13 protein-coding genes are annotated in these 18859 nt (G+C 62.0%); 10 read left to right on the plus strand and 3 right to left on the minus strand.

What is annotated here, in order from left to right:
- The first annotated feature begins 20 nt into the window (after positions 1-20).
- From ACMO9O_RS00290 to ACMO9O_RS00320, 7 genes are all read left to right on the plus strand, one after another.
- Entirely contained in the window at positions 21-749 is a 729-nt protein-coding gene (locus ACMO9O_RS00290; protein WP_418981617.1) for a FadR/GntR family transcriptional regulator, read from the plus strand.
- A 7-nt stretch (positions 750-756) separates the two neighbouring features.
- On the plus strand, positions 757-3318 hold the full coding sequence (locus tag ACMO9O_RS00295; protein WP_418981618.1) for a sodium:solute symporter family transporter: 2562 nt from the start codon (positions 757-759) through the stop codon (positions 3316-3318).
- Positions 3319-3325: 7 nt separating this feature from the next.
- On the plus strand, positions 3326-4240 hold the full coding sequence (locus ACMO9O_RS00300) for a dihydrodipicolinate synthase family protein (protein WP_418981619.1): 915 nt from the start codon (positions 3326-3328) through the stop codon (positions 4238-4240).
- A 10-nt stretch (positions 4241-4250) separates the two neighbouring features.
- Complete coding sequence (locus ACMO9O_RS00305) at positions 4251-5390, plus strand: sialidase family protein (RefSeq protein ID WP_418981620.1); 1140 nt, start codon at positions 4251-4253, stop codon at positions 5388-5390.
- A gap of 23 nt (positions 5391-5413) precedes the next feature.
- Positions 5414-7864, plus strand: a complete 2451-nt coding sequence (locus ACMO9O_RS00310) for a BACON domain-containing protein (RefSeq protein WP_418981622.1) — start codon at positions 5414-5416, stop codon at positions 7862-7864.
- A 51-nt stretch (positions 7865-7915) separates the two neighbouring features.
- Positions 7916-9619: an arylsulfatase gene (locus tag ACMO9O_RS00315; protein WP_418981623.1), complete on the plus strand. Its 1704-nt coding sequence runs from the start codon at positions 7916-7918 to the stop codon at positions 9617-9619.
- Positions 9620-9797: 178 nt separating this feature from the next.
- On the plus strand, positions 9798-10292 hold the full coding sequence (locus ACMO9O_RS00320) for a 3'-5' exonuclease (RefSeq protein ID WP_418981625.1): 495 nt from the start codon (positions 9798-9800) through the stop codon (positions 10290-10292).
- A gap of 35 nt (positions 10293-10327) precedes the next feature.
- Here the strand turns inward: ACMO9O_RS00320 and ACMO9O_RS00325 are convergent, their stop codons facing one another.
- From ACMO9O_RS00325 to ACMO9O_RS00335, 3 genes are all read right to left on the minus strand, one after another.
- Positions 10328-11647: a porin gene (locus tag ACMO9O_RS00325; protein ID WP_418981626.1), complete on the minus strand. Its 1320-nt coding sequence runs from the start codon at positions 11645-11647 to the stop codon at positions 10328-10330.
- A gap of 242 nt (positions 11648-11889) precedes the next feature.
- Complete coding sequence (locus ACMO9O_RS00330; protein ID WP_418981628.1) at positions 11890-12141, minus strand: hypothetical protein; 252 nt, start codon at positions 12139-12141, stop codon at positions 11890-11892.
- 315 nt (positions 12142-12456) lie between these two features.
- On the minus strand, positions 12457-14208 hold the full coding sequence (locus ACMO9O_RS00335; protein WP_418981629.1) for a hypothetical protein: 1752 nt from the start codon (positions 14206-14208) through the stop codon (positions 12457-12459).
- A 214-nt stretch (positions 14209-14422) separates the two neighbouring features.
- Between ACMO9O_RS00335 and ACMO9O_RS00340 the strand changes: the two genes are divergently transcribed.
- From ACMO9O_RS00340 to ACMO9O_RS00350, 3 genes are all read left to right on the plus strand, one after another.
- Positions 14423-16621, plus strand: coding sequence for a glycoside hydrolase family 97 protein (locus tag ACMO9O_RS00340; RefSeq protein WP_418981630.1), 2199 nt, complete (start codon positions 14423-14425; stop codon positions 16619-16621).
- 173 nt (positions 16622-16794) lie between these two features.
- A complete protein-coding gene (locus ACMO9O_RS00345) occupies positions 16795-18054 on the plus strand; it encodes a putative DNA modification/repair radical SAM protein (RefSeq protein WP_418981631.1) in 1260 nt (419 codons plus the stop codon).
- Positions 18054-18815, plus strand: a complete 762-nt coding sequence (locus ACMO9O_RS00350) for a TIGR03915 family putative DNA repair protein (RefSeq protein ID WP_418981633.1) — start codon at positions 18054-18056, stop codon at positions 18813-18815. Before ACMO9O_RS00345 ends, ACMO9O_RS00350 begins: the two co-directional genes overlap by 1 nt.
- Positions 18816-18859: the final 44 nt, after the last annotated feature.

Here is an 18859-nt window from a genome sequence, read left to right on the forward strand (position 1 = left end):
AATCTGAAAAATCCGAAGTTATGCTTGGCACACTGAAAATCAACAAAACCCACACGACGCTGGTCGACCAGGTCGAAGAGAGTCTCATCCAGTACTTCAAGGAGCAGGGCCTGCGTCCGGGCAGCAGCATTCCGCCCGAGGCCGAGCTGGCCAACGCCCTGGGCGTGGCGCGCACGGTGCTGCGCGAGGCGCTGAGCCGCTTCAAGATGACCGGAATGATCGAGACGCGCACCAAGCGGGGCATGATCCTCTCCGAGCCGTCGATCCTGGGCGGCATGCGGCGCTGCGTCAATCCGCTGCTGATGACCTCCGGCACGGTGCTCGACCTGCTGGAGTTCCGCATCGCGCTCGAAATCGGCATCAGCGGCTACATCTTCGCCAACGTCACCGACGACGATATCGCCGAGCTGGAGCGGATCGTCGAGATGGGGGAGATCATCGGGGTGAACCGCTACACCCCGATGAGCGAGGTGCATTTCCATGCCAAGCTCTACGAAATTACGGGCAACGACATCATTTCGGAGTTCCAGCAGGTGATCCATCCCGTGATGGATTTCGTGAAGGACAACTTCCGCGATTTCTTCGAACCCATCGAAAAGGAGCTTGCCGAGCGGGGCGAGCTGGTGACCCACAAGCATCTGCTGGAGTACATCCAGCGCCGCGACGAGGAGGGTTACCGCCGCGCCATCGCCGACCACCTGAAGCTCTATACGATCTACCTGAACAAAAACCGAAAACCCAGAAACTGATCCCGACGTGTTCAAACCCATCTTAAAATACCTACTCTGGGGCGTGCTTGCAGCTGCGCCTGCTGCCGGACGCGGCCAGATCACCACGCCGCTGACCGAGACGGATGCCGTGGCGTGGGACAGCTCCCTTCGGCTCCCCGCGCAGGATTCCGCCGCCGCCCATCGCGGGCTGGCGGGAGTCTTCGCCGGGCGGGCCGGCGGGCGGCTGGTCATCGCCGGCGGCGCCAACTTCCCAGATGCCCTGCCGCAGGACGGCGGCGCGAAACGGTGGTACGACGATGTGTACCTCTACGACGAAACCTCCGGCTGGCAGACCTTTCCCGGGGCGCTGCCGCGGCCGGTCGCTTACGGCGTCAGCGTGACGCTGCCCCAAGGGGTGCTCTGCATCGGCGGCTGCGACGCGCAGCGCGCGATGGAAGAGGTGTTCCTGCTCTCGCTGGCCGACGGCGAACCGTGCATCACGGCGTGGCCGCCGCTTCCCGTGCCGCTGGCCAACGCGGCCGGCGCGCTGGTCGGCGGCAAGGTCTACGTGGCGGGCGGCAACGAAGGGATGAACCCGGCCCGCGCCTCCAGGCGCTTCTTCGTCCTCGATACGTCGAATCCCCGCGCGGGGTGGCGCGAGCTGCCCGCATGGCCCGGGCCCGCCCGCGGTTACGCCGTGGCCGCGGCGCAGAGCGACGGCATGGACAACTGCTTCTACCTCTTCAGCGGCCGCGACTACGACGGCGATGAGCCGTGGACCATCCACCGCGACGGCTACCGCTACAATCCGCGCCTGAACGCCTGGTATCGTCTCGACGGCGACTTCCCCGTCATGGCCGGCACGGCCGTACCGTTCGGAGTGAACCATATCCTCTTTCTGGGCGGCAAGTCGCACGACGCCGCCACGCCGGACAACGCCCTGCGCCTCTACCACACGGTGACGGGCACGCTGACGGAGTACCCGGTCGACAAGGCCGACTTCATCCTGCCCGTCACCACGGCAGCGGTGAGCGACGGCGACGGGGTGCTCATCGCCAGCGGCGAGACGCAGCCCGGCGTGCGCACGCCCGTCGTGCTGCGCGGCAAGGTCGAATCGACGCTGCACCGTATGGGGTGGCTCGACATCGTGGTGATCGTCCTCTACTTCCTCTCGCTGGCGTGGATCGGCTGGTATTTTTCGCGCAACCAGAAATCGACGGGCGACTACTTCAAGGGCGGCGGCCGCATTCCTTGGTTCGTCGTGGGGCTGAGCATCTTCGGCACGAGCCTCTCGGCCATCACCTTCATGGCCATTCCCGCCAAGGCGTTCGCCACGGACTGGAGCTACCTGCTCTTCAATGCGGGCATCGTGCTGGTCGTGCCGCTCATCGTCGGGGTCTTCATCCCGTTCTTCCGGCGGCTGAACGTCACCACGGCCTACGAATACCTCGAACTGCGCTTCAACGCGGCGATCCGCGTCGTTTGCAGCGTCTCGTTCATGCTCTTCCAGATCGGCCGCATGGCCGTCGTGCTGTTGCTGCCGTCGATCGCGCTGAACATCGTCACGGGCATCGACATCTACCTCTGCATCGGCCTGATGGGCGTGCTGAGCCTGGCCTATACGCTTATGGGCGGCATCGAGGCCGTCGTGTGGACCGAGGCCGTGCAGGTCGTGGTGCTGCTGGGCGCGGCCGTCGCGGTGGTCTGCTCGGTGGCGTTCCGCCTGCCCGAGGGCTTCTCGACGATCCTCGCTTCGGCGGGCGACGCGGGCAAGTTCAGCCTGGGCGAGTCGTTCTTCGACCTGCGCCAGCCGACGATCTGGACCGTGCTGATCGCCACCGTTTTCACCAACATCACCACCTACGGAACCGACCAGACCATCGTGCAGCGCTACCTTACGACCGACTCGGAGCGCGCCGCCCGCAAGGGGGTCTATACCAACGCCGCGCTGACGGTTCCCGCCAGCCTGCTCTTCTTCTTCCTCGGGACGGCGCTGTGGGCCTTCTACAAGTTCAATCCCCAGCAGCTGAGCATGTCGATCGCCGATTCGGACGCCATCCTGCCGTGGTACATGAGCACCACGCTGCCGCGCGGCGTGCTGGGGCTGGTCATCGCCGGTCTGTTCGCCGCGGCCATGTCGACGCTCAGCAGTAGCATGAACTCCGCCGCCACGGCTTTCGTGACGGACATCTACCGCAAGGTGCGGCCTGCGGGCGACGAGCGGCATATGCTCCGCGTGGCGCGCTGGGCGACCTTTGTGCTGGGCACGGTGGGCATCCTCTTCGCCGTGGTGATGGCTTCGTGGGACATCAAATCGCTGTGGGACGAGTTCTCGAAGTTCCTCGGCATCCTGCTGGGCGGCCTGGGCGGCCTGTTCCTGCTGGGGCTGGTCACGCGCCGCGCCAACGCCATCGGGGCCTTCTGCGGACTGGTGGGCAGCGTGGCGGTGCAGACCCTCGTCACGCAGTTCCAGTGGGTCAACCTGCTGCTCTATTCGACCACGGGATTCATCGCCTGCTTCGTCATCGGGTATGCGGTAAGCGTCCTGACGGGTGGCAGCCGCGCCGAAAAAACGGATAATCTGACTATTTATAAAAACCGAAACTGAAACGAAAATGGTTGAGAAACGCAAACTGGAGGGCCTGATCGCCGCTCCTTTCACTCCGATGGCGGCCGACGGGTCGCTCAACACCGTCGCCGTCAAACTCTATGCTGACCTGCTCGCCGCAAGCGGCGTAAAGGGGGTCTTCATCTGCGGCACGACGGGCGAATCGGCCTCGCTGACCGTTGCCGAGCGCATGGCGCTCGCCGAGGCGTGGGTCGCGGCGGCCGCCGGACGGCTGCGGGTCATCGTGCACGTGGGGTCGAACTGCGCCGCGGACGCAATCGCGCTGGCGCAGCACGCCGAGCGGACGGGCGCCGACGCCATCGGGGCGATGGCTCCCTACTTCTTCAAGCCCCAGACCGCCGCGGAGCTGGTGGCGTGGTTCACGCCGATCGCCAACAGCTGCGCGCTGCCGTTCTACTACTACAACATGCCCTCCATGTCGGGCGTGTCGGTCCCCGTCGCCGAGTTCCTGGCGCTGGGCGGACGGGCGATGCCGACGCTGGCGGGCGTGAAGTTCACGCACAACAACCTCATGGAGATGTCCCAATGCCTGATGCTCGAGGACGGCCGCTACGAAGTGCTGCACGGCTACGACGAAATTCTGCTCTGCGGTCTCTCGCTCGGTGCGGTAGCTGCCGTGGGCAGCACCTACAACTATGCCGCTCGGGTCTACAACCGCCTGATCGGGGAGTTCCGCGCCGGGAATATCGCCGCTGCGGCCCGCCTGCAGCAGTACTCCGTGAAGATCGTCGAGGTCATCGTCCGCCACGGCGGCGGCGTACGCGGCGGCAAGGCCATCATGAAGCTGATGGGCGTCGACTGCGGTTCGTGCCGCTTGCCCCTCGCGCCCTTCACCGAGGAGGAGTACGCCGCGCTCAGGGCCGAGCTGGAGGAGATCGACTTTTTCAACCGTGTAAAATAACCCGTAAGCCATGTTCCGACTTATCCTGACCGCTCTTGCGCTCTGCTCCGTACTCGGAAGCCGCGCCGACCGCCCGGCAACGGACGTCTACCGGAGCGGCGATGCGGGGTATGCCTGCTTCCGTATTCCCGCGATCGTGCGGGCCGCCGACGGGGCGCTGCTGGCCTTTGCCGAGGCGCGCCGCGACGGAGTGGCCGACAAGGGCGACATCGATCTGGTGGTGCGCCGCTCGACCAACAACGGCCGGACATGGGGCGAACTGATCGTCGTGTGGGACGACGGGGAGAATACCTGCGGCAATCCCGCACCGGTGGTGGTCCGCGAGACGGGACGCATCGTGCTGCTCGCCTGCTGGAACCGCGGCGGGGACCACGAACGCGACATCGAAGCGGGCCGGGCCGCCGACACGCGGCGGGTCTACTCGCTCTGCTCGGACGATAACGGGGTGACGTGGAGCCGCCCCGCGGAGATCACCTCCGCGGTCAAGCGCCCGGAGTGGACGTGGTACGCCACGGGTCCCTGCCACGCCATCCAGAAGGCCCGAAGCCCGCACAAGGGGCGGCTGGTCGTCCCGGCCAACCACAAGTGGGTGGAGGAGGACGGTACGATCGCCTCGGCCTCTCACCTGATCTGGTCCGACGACGCAGGCGCGACGTGGCAGCTCGGAGCCGTGTCGCAGCCGGGCGGCAACGAGAGTACGGTGGCCGAGTTGAGCGACGGGAAACTGATGCTGAACATGCGTCACTACGACCGCGCGGATTCGCTGCGCCTGTGTGCTGTGAGCGCCGACGGGGGAGCGACGTGGAAAGAGACCTGGGAAGAGACGCAGCTGATAGAACCGCGCTGTCAGGGCAGCCTGCTCAGCTACACCCCCGCCGGGGACAAACCGCACGCACTGCTCTTCTCGAATCCCCGCTCGCGTAAACGCGAGAATCTGACGATCGGCATAAGCCGCGACAACGGCCGCACGTGGAACCGCTTCGTCGGCGTGTGGCCCGGCCGCGCGGCCTATTCCGATCTGGTCTGCCTGCCCGACGGGTCGGTCGGCGTCCTCTACGAGAACGGCGATCCCGGCGGCAAGGAGGCGCTTTACCGGCGCATCACGTTCGAAGTCGTTTCGGCCGCACGGCTGTTCGACCGACCGAATTGAAACATTAAAATCTTCAACCGAATATGAGAACACTTTTGCTTACATGCTGTGTTGCGGCGCTCCTCGCGGGGTGTTCCGACGACAAGACCGACGATCCGCAGCCGCAGGCGGTCGTGGGTAACGCGCAGTTCGCGGCGGCTGTCGACGAACTGCCCGCCGAGACCCGCGCCTCGCTGGCCGACGGCGTGACGATGTGGGAGGCGGGCGACGAGGTCGGCATCACGGCGATGATCGACGGCACGCCCTACGTGAAGAACGTGCCCTACCGCTTCACGGAGACGACCTCGTTCGGCTACCTCAGCCCGGTCGCCGCGCCGATCCTCTGGAATGAATCGGTCGTGGGCGAACGCAGCTTCTTCGCCTTGTGGCCCTATAAACCGGCGGACGATGGCTATACGGAGATGGACGGGGCACGCTTCGGCTTCTCGCTGCCCGAGGAGCAGCAAATCGTTGCCGGGCGGAACCTTACCAAACCCGTGCTGGTCGGCCATGCGAAGACCGCGGCGCTGACCGGGCGGCCCATCGCCCTGCGCTTTTCGAACCTCTTTCCGGTGCTGGAGCTTCGTTTCGAGCCTTTTGCCGAAACCTCCCTGGCGCAGATCGTCATCGAGCCTACGGAGGAGGCGCAGTTCGACGGCTATCTGACGGCGGAGGGAACCGTTACCGATCGGGGGCGGCTGATCCTCGACCGCAGCGGTCGGAAACTCTCCGTCACGTGCGCCGATGCGGGGCTGGACATCGCCCGGGGCGCATCGTTGCAGATTCCTGTGGGCCGTTTCACCGTTACGGGCGGCCTGAAATTCACCGTCACGACTACCGACGACCGCACGTTCAGCTACGTGGCGTTCGCCGACGAGCCCTGCTGCTCCTACGTGGCCGACGAGGCGGGGCAGTTCGTTCGCGCGCGCTACATCCGGCTTGAAGTTCCGCTCGAAGTCGTCTCGGACGAGACGCGCGAAGTCTATTTCGAGGACGACCTGAACTGGATCGGCCGCTCCGAGCGGTGGAAGAACGGTTCGACCACGGGAGGCGGCTGGCCCACGATGACCGCCGCAGGCTCCCCGACGGGGAAACCCAACTACTTCACCGTCGATCTGATTCCCGACTTTACGACGCTGGGCTATGTCAAGAGCGAGCAGCGCACCTCGGCGCAGGCGCGGCAGGAGGGATTCCTCTGCCTGGGTACGACCTCGGCGCAGGGGGCGCTGATCACGCCGGCGCTGAGCCGCATCGGCGACGAGCCGACCGATATTCTGGTGTCGTTCTACGGCGCTACCTATGCGTCGGAGAATTTGCAGGCTGACGGCAAGCCGCTGACGATCAAGGTGCTCAATGCCGGAACCATCGGCGAGGAGGGCGCTGCGGAGACCGAGGTGGAGATACTCAACTACTACGGCTGGCGCAAATACTGGATCATCGTCGAGGGGGCGACCTCCGCCACGCAGATCCAGTTCGGAAAGGACGTCAAAGAGGCTTCGGGCCGTGTCCTGCTGGATAATATTCTGATCGGCAAGGCCGTCAAGGGAGCCGTGGCCGGCAGCCGCGAGGTGAATGTCGCGGTCGAGCCTTATTTGAAGACGCTCGAAGTCGCCGGAAAATACAATTACGAGATCGAGAACGCCGCAGGCGCGACGGGTGCGTGCGTCATTCAGAGCAACCTGCCGTGGACCGCGTCGTGCGAGGCCGACTGGGTGAGCGTAACGCCTACGGTCGAGTACAACGGTTCGGGTCTGCCCTACGGCATCACCGTGACGGCCCGGACGCTCAACGAGACGGGACGCGAGCGGACGGCCGAAGTAGTCTTCGCCGCGGGCGATCTCACACAGACGGTCGTCTTCACCCAGTCGGGCGAACTGCCTGCAAAGGTGATTATCGAGGACGACTTCCAGTGGAGTGCGGGCGACGGCGACCGGGGCGGAATTCCCGAGCCGGGTGACACCAAGATCCCCGCTTCGGTCAAACTCGGCAGCAACGGAACCAAGTACGACAAGTGGGATGACAAGGACTACATGAAGTACGGCTGGACCAGCCCGGTCAACAACAACGCCTACGTCCGCGACGGCATGCTGGTTTGCGGCATCGCGGGAACGCCCGGCGGCATCGTTTCGCCCGCGTTCGAGGCGATCGGCGAGGGCGTGATGGACGTCGTGGTCGAATTCGACATCCTCGAATACAAGAATGCGGCCGAAAAGGGTAAGACCTGGCTGGCCGTTTACGCGGGCGGCGGCGAGATCGAGTCGATCTCGGGACACTACACGAAGGTCGAGAACGACACCTACACCCGCCTGAGCGAGGACAAGCGGACCCAGTGGTTCTACTGCGGCGACTACGGCGCTTACACCAACGGAGGCTACTGGCATCACGTGGTGGTCGAGCTGAAGGGGGCAACCCGCGAGACCAAGATACAAGTGCAGGGTCTGGAGGGTAACTGCCGCTTCTATTTCGATAACTTTACGGTCATCGAGAAGAAATAATCAACCGTTGGGAGCGGGCGGCAACGTCCGTTCCCTTTTTATCCCCGAACTATGAATACTACCCGATTCGGAACCCTCTGTCTGGCCGGAGCCGCTGCCGCGGGTGCGGCGGCGCTGACGGGCTGTGCGGAAAAACCCCGGGCCGACGAGCGGCCCAACATCGTACTGATCCTGGCCGACGACCTGGGATTCAGCGATCTGGGGTGCTACGGCGGTGAGATCGCCACCCCCAATATCGACTCGCTCGCCGCCAACGGCCTGCGCTACCGGCAGTTCTACAACACGGCGCGCAGCTGCCCGTCGCGTGCGAGCCTGCTCACGGGCCTGACGCCCCATCTGGCGGGCGTGGGTCACATGGTCGTCGACCGCGGCTATCCCGGTTACCACGGCACGCTGGCCCCCAATACCGTCACGCTGGCCGAGGGGCTGCGGGCGTGCGGCTATCAGACCGCCATGTCCGGGAAGTGGCACGTGACCAACGACACCCGTCCCGGCGGCGACCGCTCCCAGTGGCCCATGCAGCGGGGATTCGACCGCTTCTACGGGACGCTGAGCGGCCACGGCAGCTTCTGGGACCCGAAATGTCTCTACGACGGAAACACGCCCGTCCGCGCCTCGGGGGACTACTATTATACGGAGGCGATTACCGAGCATGCGCGGCGCTTCATCGACGAGATGGCCGCGGGGCAGGAGCCGTTCTTCCTCTACGTCGCCTACACCGCTCCGCACTATCCGCTGCATGCGCGGCCGGAGTACATCGAAAAGTACCGCGGCCGTTACGCGGCGGGGTGGGATTCGCTGCGCGTGGAGCGTTTCGAGCGGATGCGCCGGCTGGGCGTGCTCCCCGCGGACGCCGTGCTGCCCGAGAAGGACGTGCAGTGCTACGACTGGGCGGACGAACCCGACAAGGCGTGGCAGCAGATGCGCATGGAGGTCTATGCCGCGATGGTCGAACAGATGGATGCGGGCGTGGGCGAGATCGTCGCCGAACTGCGCCGGCAGGGGGTGGCGGACAATACGCTCATCGTCTTTCTCTCCGACAACGGCGCTTCGAACGAAGGCCACCTGCACAACACGGTCGAGCGGACCGGAAAGCATTGGGGCGACCGAATGATCCCCAACTCGACGCGCGACGGACGGCCCGTCCGCTCGGGCGACATTCCGGGCCTGCCGCTCGGGGCAGACGATACCTACGGCAGTTACGGTCCTCAATGGGCGCACCTCTCCTGTACGCCGTTCCGACGCTACAAGAGCTGGGTGCACGAGGGCGGCATCTGCGCTCCGATGATCGTCAGCTGGGGCGACCGCATCGCCGACCGGGGCGGATTCCGCGACGGGGTGTTCGCCATCACCGACTTCATGCCGACTTTCCTGGAGCTGGCCGGAGGCAGTTACCCCGATTCGATCCGCGGGCAGCGGACCATCCCCATCGAGGGGCGCAGTTTTGCCGCGTCGTTCGATGCGGAGGTGAGCGACACCACGCGCATGCTCTTCTGGGAGCACGAGGGGAACAAAGCTGTCCGCCGGGGCCGCTGGAAACTCGTGGCCGAATACCCGGGCAGCTGGCGCACGCTGCGCAGCTATCCGACGGACGGGGCCTGGGAACTGTACGACCTGGAGACGGACCGCACCGAAACCTGCGATCTGGCGGCGCGCTATCCCGAGCTGACGGCCGAACTGGCCGCCGCGTGGAAGGCGTGGGCTGCACGGGCGCAGGTCGAAGACTGGGCGGCCATCGGCGGCGAGAAGTGGTAGGGGAGTGCCCCTCCCCTTTTCTTCGGACCGGCTCCGCCTGCAGTCAACTGCGCATTGCACTGATGGGGACTTACCCCTTTATGATCGGCTCCGCCTGCAATAGGCGGAGCTTTTTTGCGTTCGGAGGATACGCCGTGCGGCAAAATTGCGTATATTTGACGCGCGAAAAGGATTCCGGATGACAGATTTTGCAGCCATAGATTTCGAAACGGCCAACGGCCGCCGCTCGAGCGTCTGCTCGGTGGGGGTGGTCATTGTGCGCGGCGGCGAGGTGGCCGATGCCATTTACCGGCTGATCCGGCCCCGGCCCAACTTTTACAGCCGTTTCACCACCGCCATTCACGGTCTGACGTATGAGGATACGGCCGATGCGCCCGATTTCGCCGCGGTATGGGCCGAGATCGCGCCCCGCATCGAGGGGCTGCCTCTCGTGGCGCACAATTCGCCCTTCGACGAGGGGTGTCTGCGGGCGGTGTTCGAGTTGTACGGGATGCCCTACCCGGGCTATACGTTCCACTGCACCTGCCGCGCCTCGCGCCGCGTCTTCGGTCGCTGCTTGCCCAACCACCAGCTGCATACCGTTTCGGCCGCCTGCGGCTTCGATCTGTTGAATCACCACAACGCGCTGGCCGATGCCGAGGCGTGTGCGCGGATCGCGCTGAAAATCCTCTGAAAAACAAATCCCGACCGCGAGGCCGGGATTTTTCGTCAAAGCCCCAGTTCCAGCTGGAAGCGAATCTGCCAGCCGTTGTAAAGGTCGGGGTTCGTCAGCCGGGTGTAGGCGTTGTACGAAACGTCGGCCTGCAACTTGAGGCTGTGGCCGATGATGTAGCGGGTCACGCCCAGCGTGGTCTGGTTCCAGCGCCGGTAGCCGGCAAAGGGTTGGATTTCGCGCTCGGGAAAGAGCGTCGAATTGCGCAGGGCGATCTCCCACTTGCGGTCGAAGAGGTAGCTGGTCTGGAGGTTGAGACCCTTGCCGCTGTAAACGAACGCTCCGGTTTCGGGGCTGAAGAGCGGACGGTCGCAGCTGCGGCCCATGAAATCGGTATAAAAGGCGAAGCCCCGGTATTCGAGTACGAAGTCGGCGAAGTAGGAACCCAGGTTGCGGGTTGCGTCGTCGGGCATGATGGCTCCGCGCTGGCCTTTCAGGCGCGAGGCTTTCTGGTTGTAGGAGTAGGCTCCGGCCAGCAGAATCTTGACCCGCTCCTCGTATTCGTAGTTGCCCTCGATCACGTCGCCCTTGGCCTTGAACCGTCCCAGCGGGTAGAGTTCCAGACGCCCCGTGTAGGCCAGCCCGCCGTGCGACGAACTGCCCCAGTTGCGCCCCTCGCCGAGCGTGACCGACGCTTTGGCCGACAGATTGAAGCCGTCGCCGGGCCGCAAGTTGTACTCGCCGAAGAAGCCGAAATCGCGGTCGAGGTTGAATTCGCTGTTGACGATGCTCCGGTCGACGAACTGGAGGGCGCTCGAGGAGTTGATGCGCGCCCGGTTGGCCTTGATCTTGGTCTGGCCGAAGCCGATGTTCCAGGTGGCGTTGGGAACGTAGTAGACGATGGCGTCGCGCACGATGTTCATATCCCCGTCGGGCAGCGGCTCGGTGTCGTAGGAGGTGAAGCCTAGCTGGATGGAGTAGACCAGCTTGGGTGAGTAGATATAGCCGTCGAAGCGTAAACGCAGGCGCTTGACCCGCGCTTCGGTCTTTTTGAGCGTGAAATCGTCGTCGAACGAGAGCGCGAGCAGATTCTGCATGCGGAAGCGCATCGTCAGCTCAAACCAGTTGCTTTTGGGACGGAAGGTGATTCCCTTGCCGACTTCGATGTTGGGCATGTTGCGCAGGCGTTCCAACAGCTCGGGTTCCATGGCCAGCGAATCGGGCGTGTAGAACTCCGTGCGGCGGAGCAGAGAGCGTTCGCCGTCCGGTTGCGCGGAGGAGTGTCTCTTAGCGGGCGTTGCCTGCGGAAGGGGTTCCTGCGCTGCGGCCAGGGTACACCCGATCAGCAACAGCAGCGTGAAGGCGCTTCTTTTCATCGTTTTTTTGTCTGTTTGCCATCCGTTCGGTCGGACCTGGACAAAAATACAAAAAATATGCAGTACCGAAAGAAAATCCGGGAAGGAATCGAAATTCCTTCCCGGATTCGGGCAGGGCGGAACGCCAGTCCCGGAACGGAATTCTCCGTGCTTCCGGATTTGCCATCCATGCCCCTGAACAGGGTATTTAGGCGGCCCTAACCGGCGAGCGACTGCGCGCCCGTCCGCTCCGCCTCAGTTCCCTATTCGACGGTGAAGTTGCATTCTCCCAGATACTCGGTTCCCGTCACGGTCAACCGATATTCCCCAGCTGCCGGGAGGGGCAGCATGACGTAAGTGCTTACGGCGGGATCGATCGTCGCGCTTGCGACTGCCTGTCCATACATGTTGGTGACGACGACGCTCGCCGTACCGATCCCCTCGTTGGTCTCGATCTCGATGCAGTTCATCCCGTAGTCGATCCATCCTTCCGCGTACCAGGTAACGGAACGCATCTGCTCAATTCCAGCAGGGGTCATTAAATCCGTTATCTGCATTTCAAGACGAGAAATATCTCCGTCCGTTTTTGCGGATGCACTTGATCCGATAAGACATAAGAGAGATACGATAAACCACTTTTTCATAAGGTCTAAATATTAATTTGTTGTCACAAAGATATGACAAAAAAAGACCGAAAGATGCTTATTTCGGTCTTTTGAAATCTAATCTGGCTTAATAAATTATGCTGATTATCAGTATTTTATAATTCTAAAATCTGAACTCCAAACCTGCTTAAATTCAAAATACAAATATTCAATATTTTATTGTGTTCAATTTTCACTCTCGGCGGATTTTTCTTTTTCCGCTTTAAGCTCTTCCGCCCATTGGAAGAGGTATTTTTCGATCTTCTTGCCCGTGCCGGGAGGAAGGCCCAGTTTTTCGCGAAGTTTGTTCCGACGGGAGTAGAGACTGTCTGTATTGTCGTGGTTGAAGATCAACCGGATGCAATTGTACGGGAATCCATAAAGCAGCATGCAGAGCATATTGACTTCGGAATTGGTTAACTTGGGAAACCGCTGAATGAGGTAATCGACGATTCCGTCGTACCGTTTGTTGATGATGTATCGCAGGTCGGTAAAGGCGTGTTCATCCTTTTTCAGGCTGGTCGCATACTCCTTGAACGCGTTATAGAAGACCTGCGGATTGCAGTTGCCCGTGTAGGCGATCCCTAACAGCCGTTTCATGTCGGTCAATCTTTTTTCGACCGCTTTCATCAGGTTTTCCTCCGCTTCGGAACGGCTGTCGGCACTCTTCATAAACTCGTCGTACCGGGCTTGCAGCGCTTCGTAGTTTTCGTTGAGGGCTTCGAGATAGGCTTCCCGTTTTTTGCTCTCCTCTTCTTGCCGGTGGATAATCTCCTGCCTGCGGCGCAGAAGCAATACGAAGCCGCTCAGCAGCACGGTCAGGATCAACGCACCGAAGTAGATATAGGACCGGTTTCGCAGATGAAGCACCTCATTGCGATGCTGTAACTCCTTATTTTCATAGCGCTGTTCGATGCGCTGAATCAGATTCTCCTTTTCGTAACGCGTGATCGAATCCAATAAAGAGTAGGCTTTTTCCCAATGCATTGATGCATCGAGAAAATTCCCAGACGTTTTTTCAAGCCTCCCGAGCAAAGCATGTAAAGCACATTCGTGATCTGCCGATCTCAGTTGTTTTTTGTCAATTAATTTATAGTAATGCCTAGCCGAATCGATTTTATTTTCCCTGGAATAAATATCTGCCCAAATTGGATAATCGATATTTGGTATGATGCCGGAAGTGTGTCGGGCATAAATGTTATGAAGAAAATGTTTTATTGAATCTGTTGAAATTTCTTTATCATGCTTCATTTGATAAGCAATACTGCTCGATATCAAGCAAACTTGATTACGATTATTAATGCTATCAAATATCTTAAGGGCCTTCAAATATTCCTTCTGCGATGCTTGATAATCCTGCATTAATGCATAAGTTTTGGCTTTTGCCTGTAACATATATCCAGAAAATACGACCTTCCCTTTCAGCCGGAAGCAACTATCGGCCTTTTCACACATGGATAACGCTTCCTTGAGACTATATTGGGAAAAGTATAAATTCGCCTGACAATTATAGATCAGCCCGAGCAGATAAGTTTCCCCGATGGGGCGGGCGTATTTCTCGGCGGCCTTCATCGCTTCGGCCGCTTCGCCGACCTGGCCCGCGTTGTTGCGGATGCGCCCGAGGTAGTAGTACATGTAGGCTTTGTCCCGCTTGCTGCCGTGGCGGGTGTAGTACGCCACGGCGGGCGCGATGACGGAATCGCTCCGAAGGTCGATGCCGTTCTTGTCCAGCGCCTGCGAACGGAGCAGGGCATGGCGTGCCCGCAGCGCCCAGCTCCGGAGCGCGGCAGGGTCGATGCTCTCCACCAGGCGCAGCGCGCTGTCGGGTGCGGACGCCATCAGCGTTTCGGCGTCCTGGAATAGGTCTCTTGTCCGATCGGGACCGCAGCCGGTCTGCAGCAGCAGTACCAGCAGGATGAAACTGATAAGTTTTTTCATGGCAGATAAGTTTAGTATACCTATATATAATAACATCGCTCCTCCGTAGTGGTTGAGCGAGTAGGTGCTGATCCGATAAAGTGTCTTAAAGATAGGAAAATTGGCACGAACGGCAAAAAAAATAGCACAAACGTTCCCGAATCGTGCGTTGCCGTGCTGAGCGTTCCGGAATTTTTCGTAGATTTGTCTTCATCTGAACTTCAAGCTACTTGCCATGATAAAGAACTACCTGACCGCCCTGTTGGGCACTTTCGCCGTATGGTGCGCGCCGGCCCAGACGCTGACCTCGCCGGACGGCAACCTCGAAATGACCTTCGGAATAGCCGACGGCGGCGTTCCGCAATACGCGTTGGCCTACAAAGGGCGCGAGGTGATCCGTCCCAGCCGCCTGGGCTTCGAGCTGAAAGGGAGCCGCGTAAAAAACGAGTTTGCGGCCGGCGATGCGACACGAACCGCCGACCCCGGAACGTCGTTGTATGACGGTTTCGAAGTGGCTGCGGCCGATACCGCCTCTTTCGATGAGACGTGGCAGCCCGTCTGGGGCGAGCAGGCTTCGATCCGCAACCGCTACAACGAGCTGGCCGTCACGCTCCGGCAAAAGGCGACCGACCGGAAAATGGTCGTGCGTTTCCGCCTTTACGACGACGGGCTGGGTTTCCGCTATGAGTTCCCCGAACAGCCCAATTTGGTCTACTTCGTCATCCGCGAGGAGCGCACGCAGTTCGCCATGACGGGCGACCACATCGCCTGGTGGATCCCCGGCGACTACGACACGCAGGAGTACGACTACACCCGCTCGCGTCTGTCCGAGATTCGCGGGTGCATGGAACACTCCATCACGGACAACCTCGCGCAGACCTCTTTCTCGCCGACCGGCGTGCAGACGGCCCTGCAGCTGCGGACCGACGACGGCCTCTACATCAACCTGCACGAGGCGGCGCTGGTCAATTACCCCTGCATGCACCTGAATCTCGACGACACGAATTTCGTCTTCGAAGCGTGGCTGACGCCCGACTCGCAGGGCGACAAGGGCTATATGCAGGCTCCCTGCACCACGCCGTGGCGGACGGTCATCGTGAGCGACGACGCCCGCGACATCCTCGCCTCGCGCCTGACGCTCAACCTGAACGAGCCGTGCAAGATCGCCGATACGTCGTGGATCAAACCCTGCAAATATATCGGCATCTGGTGGGAGATGATCACCGGACGCAGCGACTGGTCCTACACCTCCGACCTGCCGGCGGTGCAGTTGGGCGTGACCGACTATTCGAAGGTCAAGCCGCACGGCCGCCACGGTGCGACCACCGAGAATACCAAACGCTACATCGACTTCGCCGCGGCAAACGGCTTCGACGCCGTGCTGGTCGAGGGGTGGAACGTCGGCTGGGAGGACTGGTTCGGCAACTCGAAAGATTACGTCTTCGACTTCGTGACCCCCTATCCCGATTTCGACGTGGCAGCGATCCGCGACTACGCCGCCTCGAAAGGGGTCAAGATGATTATGCACCACGAGACCTCGGCCTCGGTGCGCAACTACGAGCGCCATTTGGATACGGCCTACCGCTTCATGCGGGCGAACGGCTACGACGCCGTGAAATCGGGTTATGTGGGTCCGATCATCCCCCGCGGGGAGAACCATTACAGCCAGTGGCTGGTCAACCACTACCAGTATGCGCTGGAGAAGGCCGCCGAGTACCGGATCATGGTCAATGCCCACGAGGCGGTGCGCCCGACAGGACTTTGCCGCACGTGGCCCAACCTGATCGGCAACGAGTCGGCCCGCGGTACGGAGTACCAGGCGTTCGGCGGTTCGAAGCCCGGTCATGTCTGCGTGCTGCCGTTCACGCGGCTGATCGGCGGCCCGATGGACTATACGCCCGGACTGTTCGAGATGGACGTCTCGAAGATCAACCCTGCGAACACCTCGCATGCCAACTGCACGATCTGCAACCAGCTGGCGCTCTACGTGACGATGGCCTCGCCGCTGCAGATGGCCGCCGACCTGCCCGAGAACTACGAGCGTTTCCCGGATGCGTTCCAATTTATTAAAGACGTCGCCCTCGATTGGTCGGAGAGCCGCTACCTGGAGGCCGAGCCGGGCGAATACGTCACCGTGGCCCGCAAGGCGAAGGGAACGGGCCGCTGGTTTGTGGGTTCCACGGCCGGCGAAGCGGGACACCTTTCGACGATCGCTTTCGATTTCCTCGATCCCGAAAAGCGCTACATCGCCACCATCTATGCCGATGCGCCCGACGCCCACTACCGGACCAACCCGCAGGCCTATACGATCCGCCGGGTGGTGGTCACCTCCCGGTCGCATCTGACGCAGACGGTCGCCCCCGGCGGCGGCTATGCCGTCAGTGTGGAGGAGGTTGCCGACAAAGCGCAGACCAAAGGGCTGAAACGCCTCTGACACCGAGCCGATTTCCCTGCCGAACCCCGCCCGCAACCCGTTTGCAGGCGGGGTTTGCGCTTTGAAACTGCCTGAATTTACTATTCCGCACACCCTCAGTCATATCCGAAAAGGCATGAAATTTTCTGCACGGAAGCGCTTCGAAACTCCGAAAAAAACGATATCTTGCCGTCGTGAAAGCTACCGTGCTCGAAAAACTCAAGGTGCTGGCCGAGTCGGCCAAATACGACGTCTCGTGTGCGTCGAGCGGCGTTACGCGCAAGCACCGCGCAGGCGCGGTGGGCAATACGGCGGGGTGGGGCATCTGCCATACGTTCACCGCCGACGGCCGCTGCGTTTCGCTGCTCAAGATCATGCTCACCAATGTCTGCATCTACGACTGCGCCTACTGCATCAACCGGCGCAGCAACGACATCCCCCGCGCCGCCTTCACCCCGGACGAACTGACCGAGCTGACGATCGAGTTCTTCCGCCGCAACTACATCGAGGGGCTGTTCCTCTCCTCGGGCGTGGTCCGCAACCCCGACTACACGATGGAGCGCATGGTGCGCGTGGCGCGCGATCTGAGGACGGTGCACCGTTTCAACGGCTATATCCACCTGAAAAGCATTCCCGGTGCGAGCCGCGAGCTGGTCGCCGAGGCGGGGCGCTACGCCGACCGCCTGAGCGTCAATATCGAGATTCCGACCGAGCGTAACCTGCTGCTGCTCGCGCCGGACAAGAGCTACGAGAGCATCTACCGCCCCATGAGTTATATCCAGCAGGGCGTGCTGCAAAGCGCCGAGGAGCGCACCCGCTTCCGCCATGCGCCTCGCTTCGCCCCTGCGGGGCAGAGCACGCAGATGATCGTCGGGGCCACGGACGAGAGCGACCGCGACATCCTGCTGCTTTCGACGGCTCTTTATGGACGGCCCTCGATGAAGCGTGTCTACTATTCGGGCTTCATTCCGGTCAACCCCTACGACAAGCGGCTGCCGGCTCTCGACCGCGCGCCGCTCGTGCGCGAAAACCGGCTCTACCAGGCCGACTGGCTGATGCGCTTCTACGGCTTCCGCGCCGAGGAGATCGCCGACGAGCGCACCCCGCGGCTCGATCTGGAGATCGACCCCAAACTGGCCTGGGCGCTGCGCCATCCCGAGTTCTTCCCCGTCGACGTCAACCGTGCCGATTACGAAACGCTGCTGCGCGTGCCGGGCATCGGCGTCAAGTCGGCGCGGCTGATCGTCGCCTCGCGCCGCTACCGTACACTTACGGCGCAGGCCTTGCGGCAGATCGGCGTGGTGTGGAAGAAAGCGCAGTATTTCGTGCTTTGCCGCGAGCTGACCACCGGGCTGGGTGTGAACGAACTGCATCCCGAGCAGGTGCGCCGCCTGCTGACCGCACCCGCGCGGCGGAAAGCGGACCGAACGGACGGACAACTGACCCTGTTCTGATGCTGGTATTCCGTTACGACAGATCGTTCGACGGGCTGCTTTCGGCCCTTTTCGACGCCTATGCGCTGCGGACTTTCCCCGAGGCGCTGATCGGTCCCGGCGAGCCGGAGCCGCTCTTCACGGAGCGCGTGCACGAGGTCGGAACCGATCCGGCGCATGCCGCCCGCGTCTGGCGCGGTCTGGAGAGGCGGTTAAGCGTGCGCATGCGTTCGATGCTCGTCTATGCGTGGCACGGCGAGCAGGCGCAGAGCGACTTGCTCCTGCTGCGCTGCCTGCGCCGCGTCTTCGACCAGGGCGGCGGCGTGCTGGCCGACCAGGCCGACCCTGACATGAAGGCGCTGCACCGCCTCGCGCTTAAGGTCTCGCACGAACGCGAACACCTCAAGCAGTTCGTTCGCCTGCAGAAAGCCGCCGACGGCACGTATTTCGCCGCCGCCACCCCCGAGCACGACGCCCTGCCGCTGGCGGTGGACTACTTCACCGACCGCTTCGCCGACCAGCGCTGGCTGATCTACGACCGGCGGCGCGACTACGGCTACTATTACGACGGACACGAGGCGCGCCGCGTGACCCTGGAGGACGACCGGGGCATGATCGCCGACAAGCTCGCCGACCGCTGGCTGGCGGAGGACGAGCGGCAGTTCCAACTGTTGTGGAAGAACTACTTTCAGGCGCTGGCGATTCCACAGCGCATGAATCTGCGCCAGCAGCGCCGCATGATGCCGCGCCGTTACTGGAAACATCTGACCGAGATGGAGTAGGGGAGGAGGGAGCCGGGACGGCGATACGAAAAAAGCGTGTAAGA

The organism is Alistipes sp., from assembly GCF_048465635.1.
Classification (GTDB): Bacteria; Bacteroidota; Bacteroidia; order Bacteroidales; family Rikenellaceae; genus Alistipes.

Coding starts and splice junctions, on each gene's coding strand:
- ACMO9O_RS00290 (WP_418981617.1), top strand. CDS start 21: ATGCTTGGCACACTGAAAATCAACAAAACCCACACGACGCTGGTCGAC.
- ACMO9O_RS00300 (WP_418981619.1), top strand. CDS start 3,326: ATGGTTGAGAAACGCAAACTGGAGGGCCTGATCGCCGCTCCTTTCACT.
- ACMO9O_RS00305 (WP_418981620.1), top strand. CDS start 4,251: ATGTTCCGACTTATCCTGACCGCTCTTGCGCTCTGCTCCGTACTCGGA.
- ACMO9O_RS00310 (WP_418981622.1), top strand. CDS start 5,414: ATGAGAACACTTTTGCTTACATGCTGTGTTGCGGCGCTCCTCGCGGGG.
- ACMO9O_RS00315 (WP_418981623.1), top strand. CDS start 7,916: ATGAATACTACCCGATTCGGAACCCTCTGTCTGGCCGGAGCCGCTGCC.
- ACMO9O_RS00320 (WP_418981625.1), top strand. CDS start 9,798: ATGACAGATTTTGCAGCCATAGATTTCGAAACGGCCAACGGCCGCCGC.
- ACMO9O_RS00325 (WP_418981626.1), bottom strand. CDS start 11,647: ATGAAAAGAAGCGCCTTCACGCTGCTGTTGCTGATCGGGTGTACCCTG.
- ACMO9O_RS00330 (WP_418981628.1), bottom strand. CDS start 12,141: ATGCGTTCCGTTACCTGGTACGCGGAAGGATGGATCGACTACGGGATG.
- ACMO9O_RS00335 (WP_418981629.1), bottom strand. CDS start 14,208: ATGAAAAAACTTATCAGTTTCATCCTGCTGGTACTGCTGCTGCAGACC.
- ACMO9O_RS00340 (WP_418981630.1), top strand. CDS start 14,423: ATGATAAAGAACTACCTGACCGCCCTGTTGGGCACTTTCGCCGTATGG.
- ACMO9O_RS00350 (WP_418981633.1), top strand. CDS start 18,054: ATGCTGGTATTCCGTTACGACAGATCGTTCGACGGGCTGCTTTCGGCC.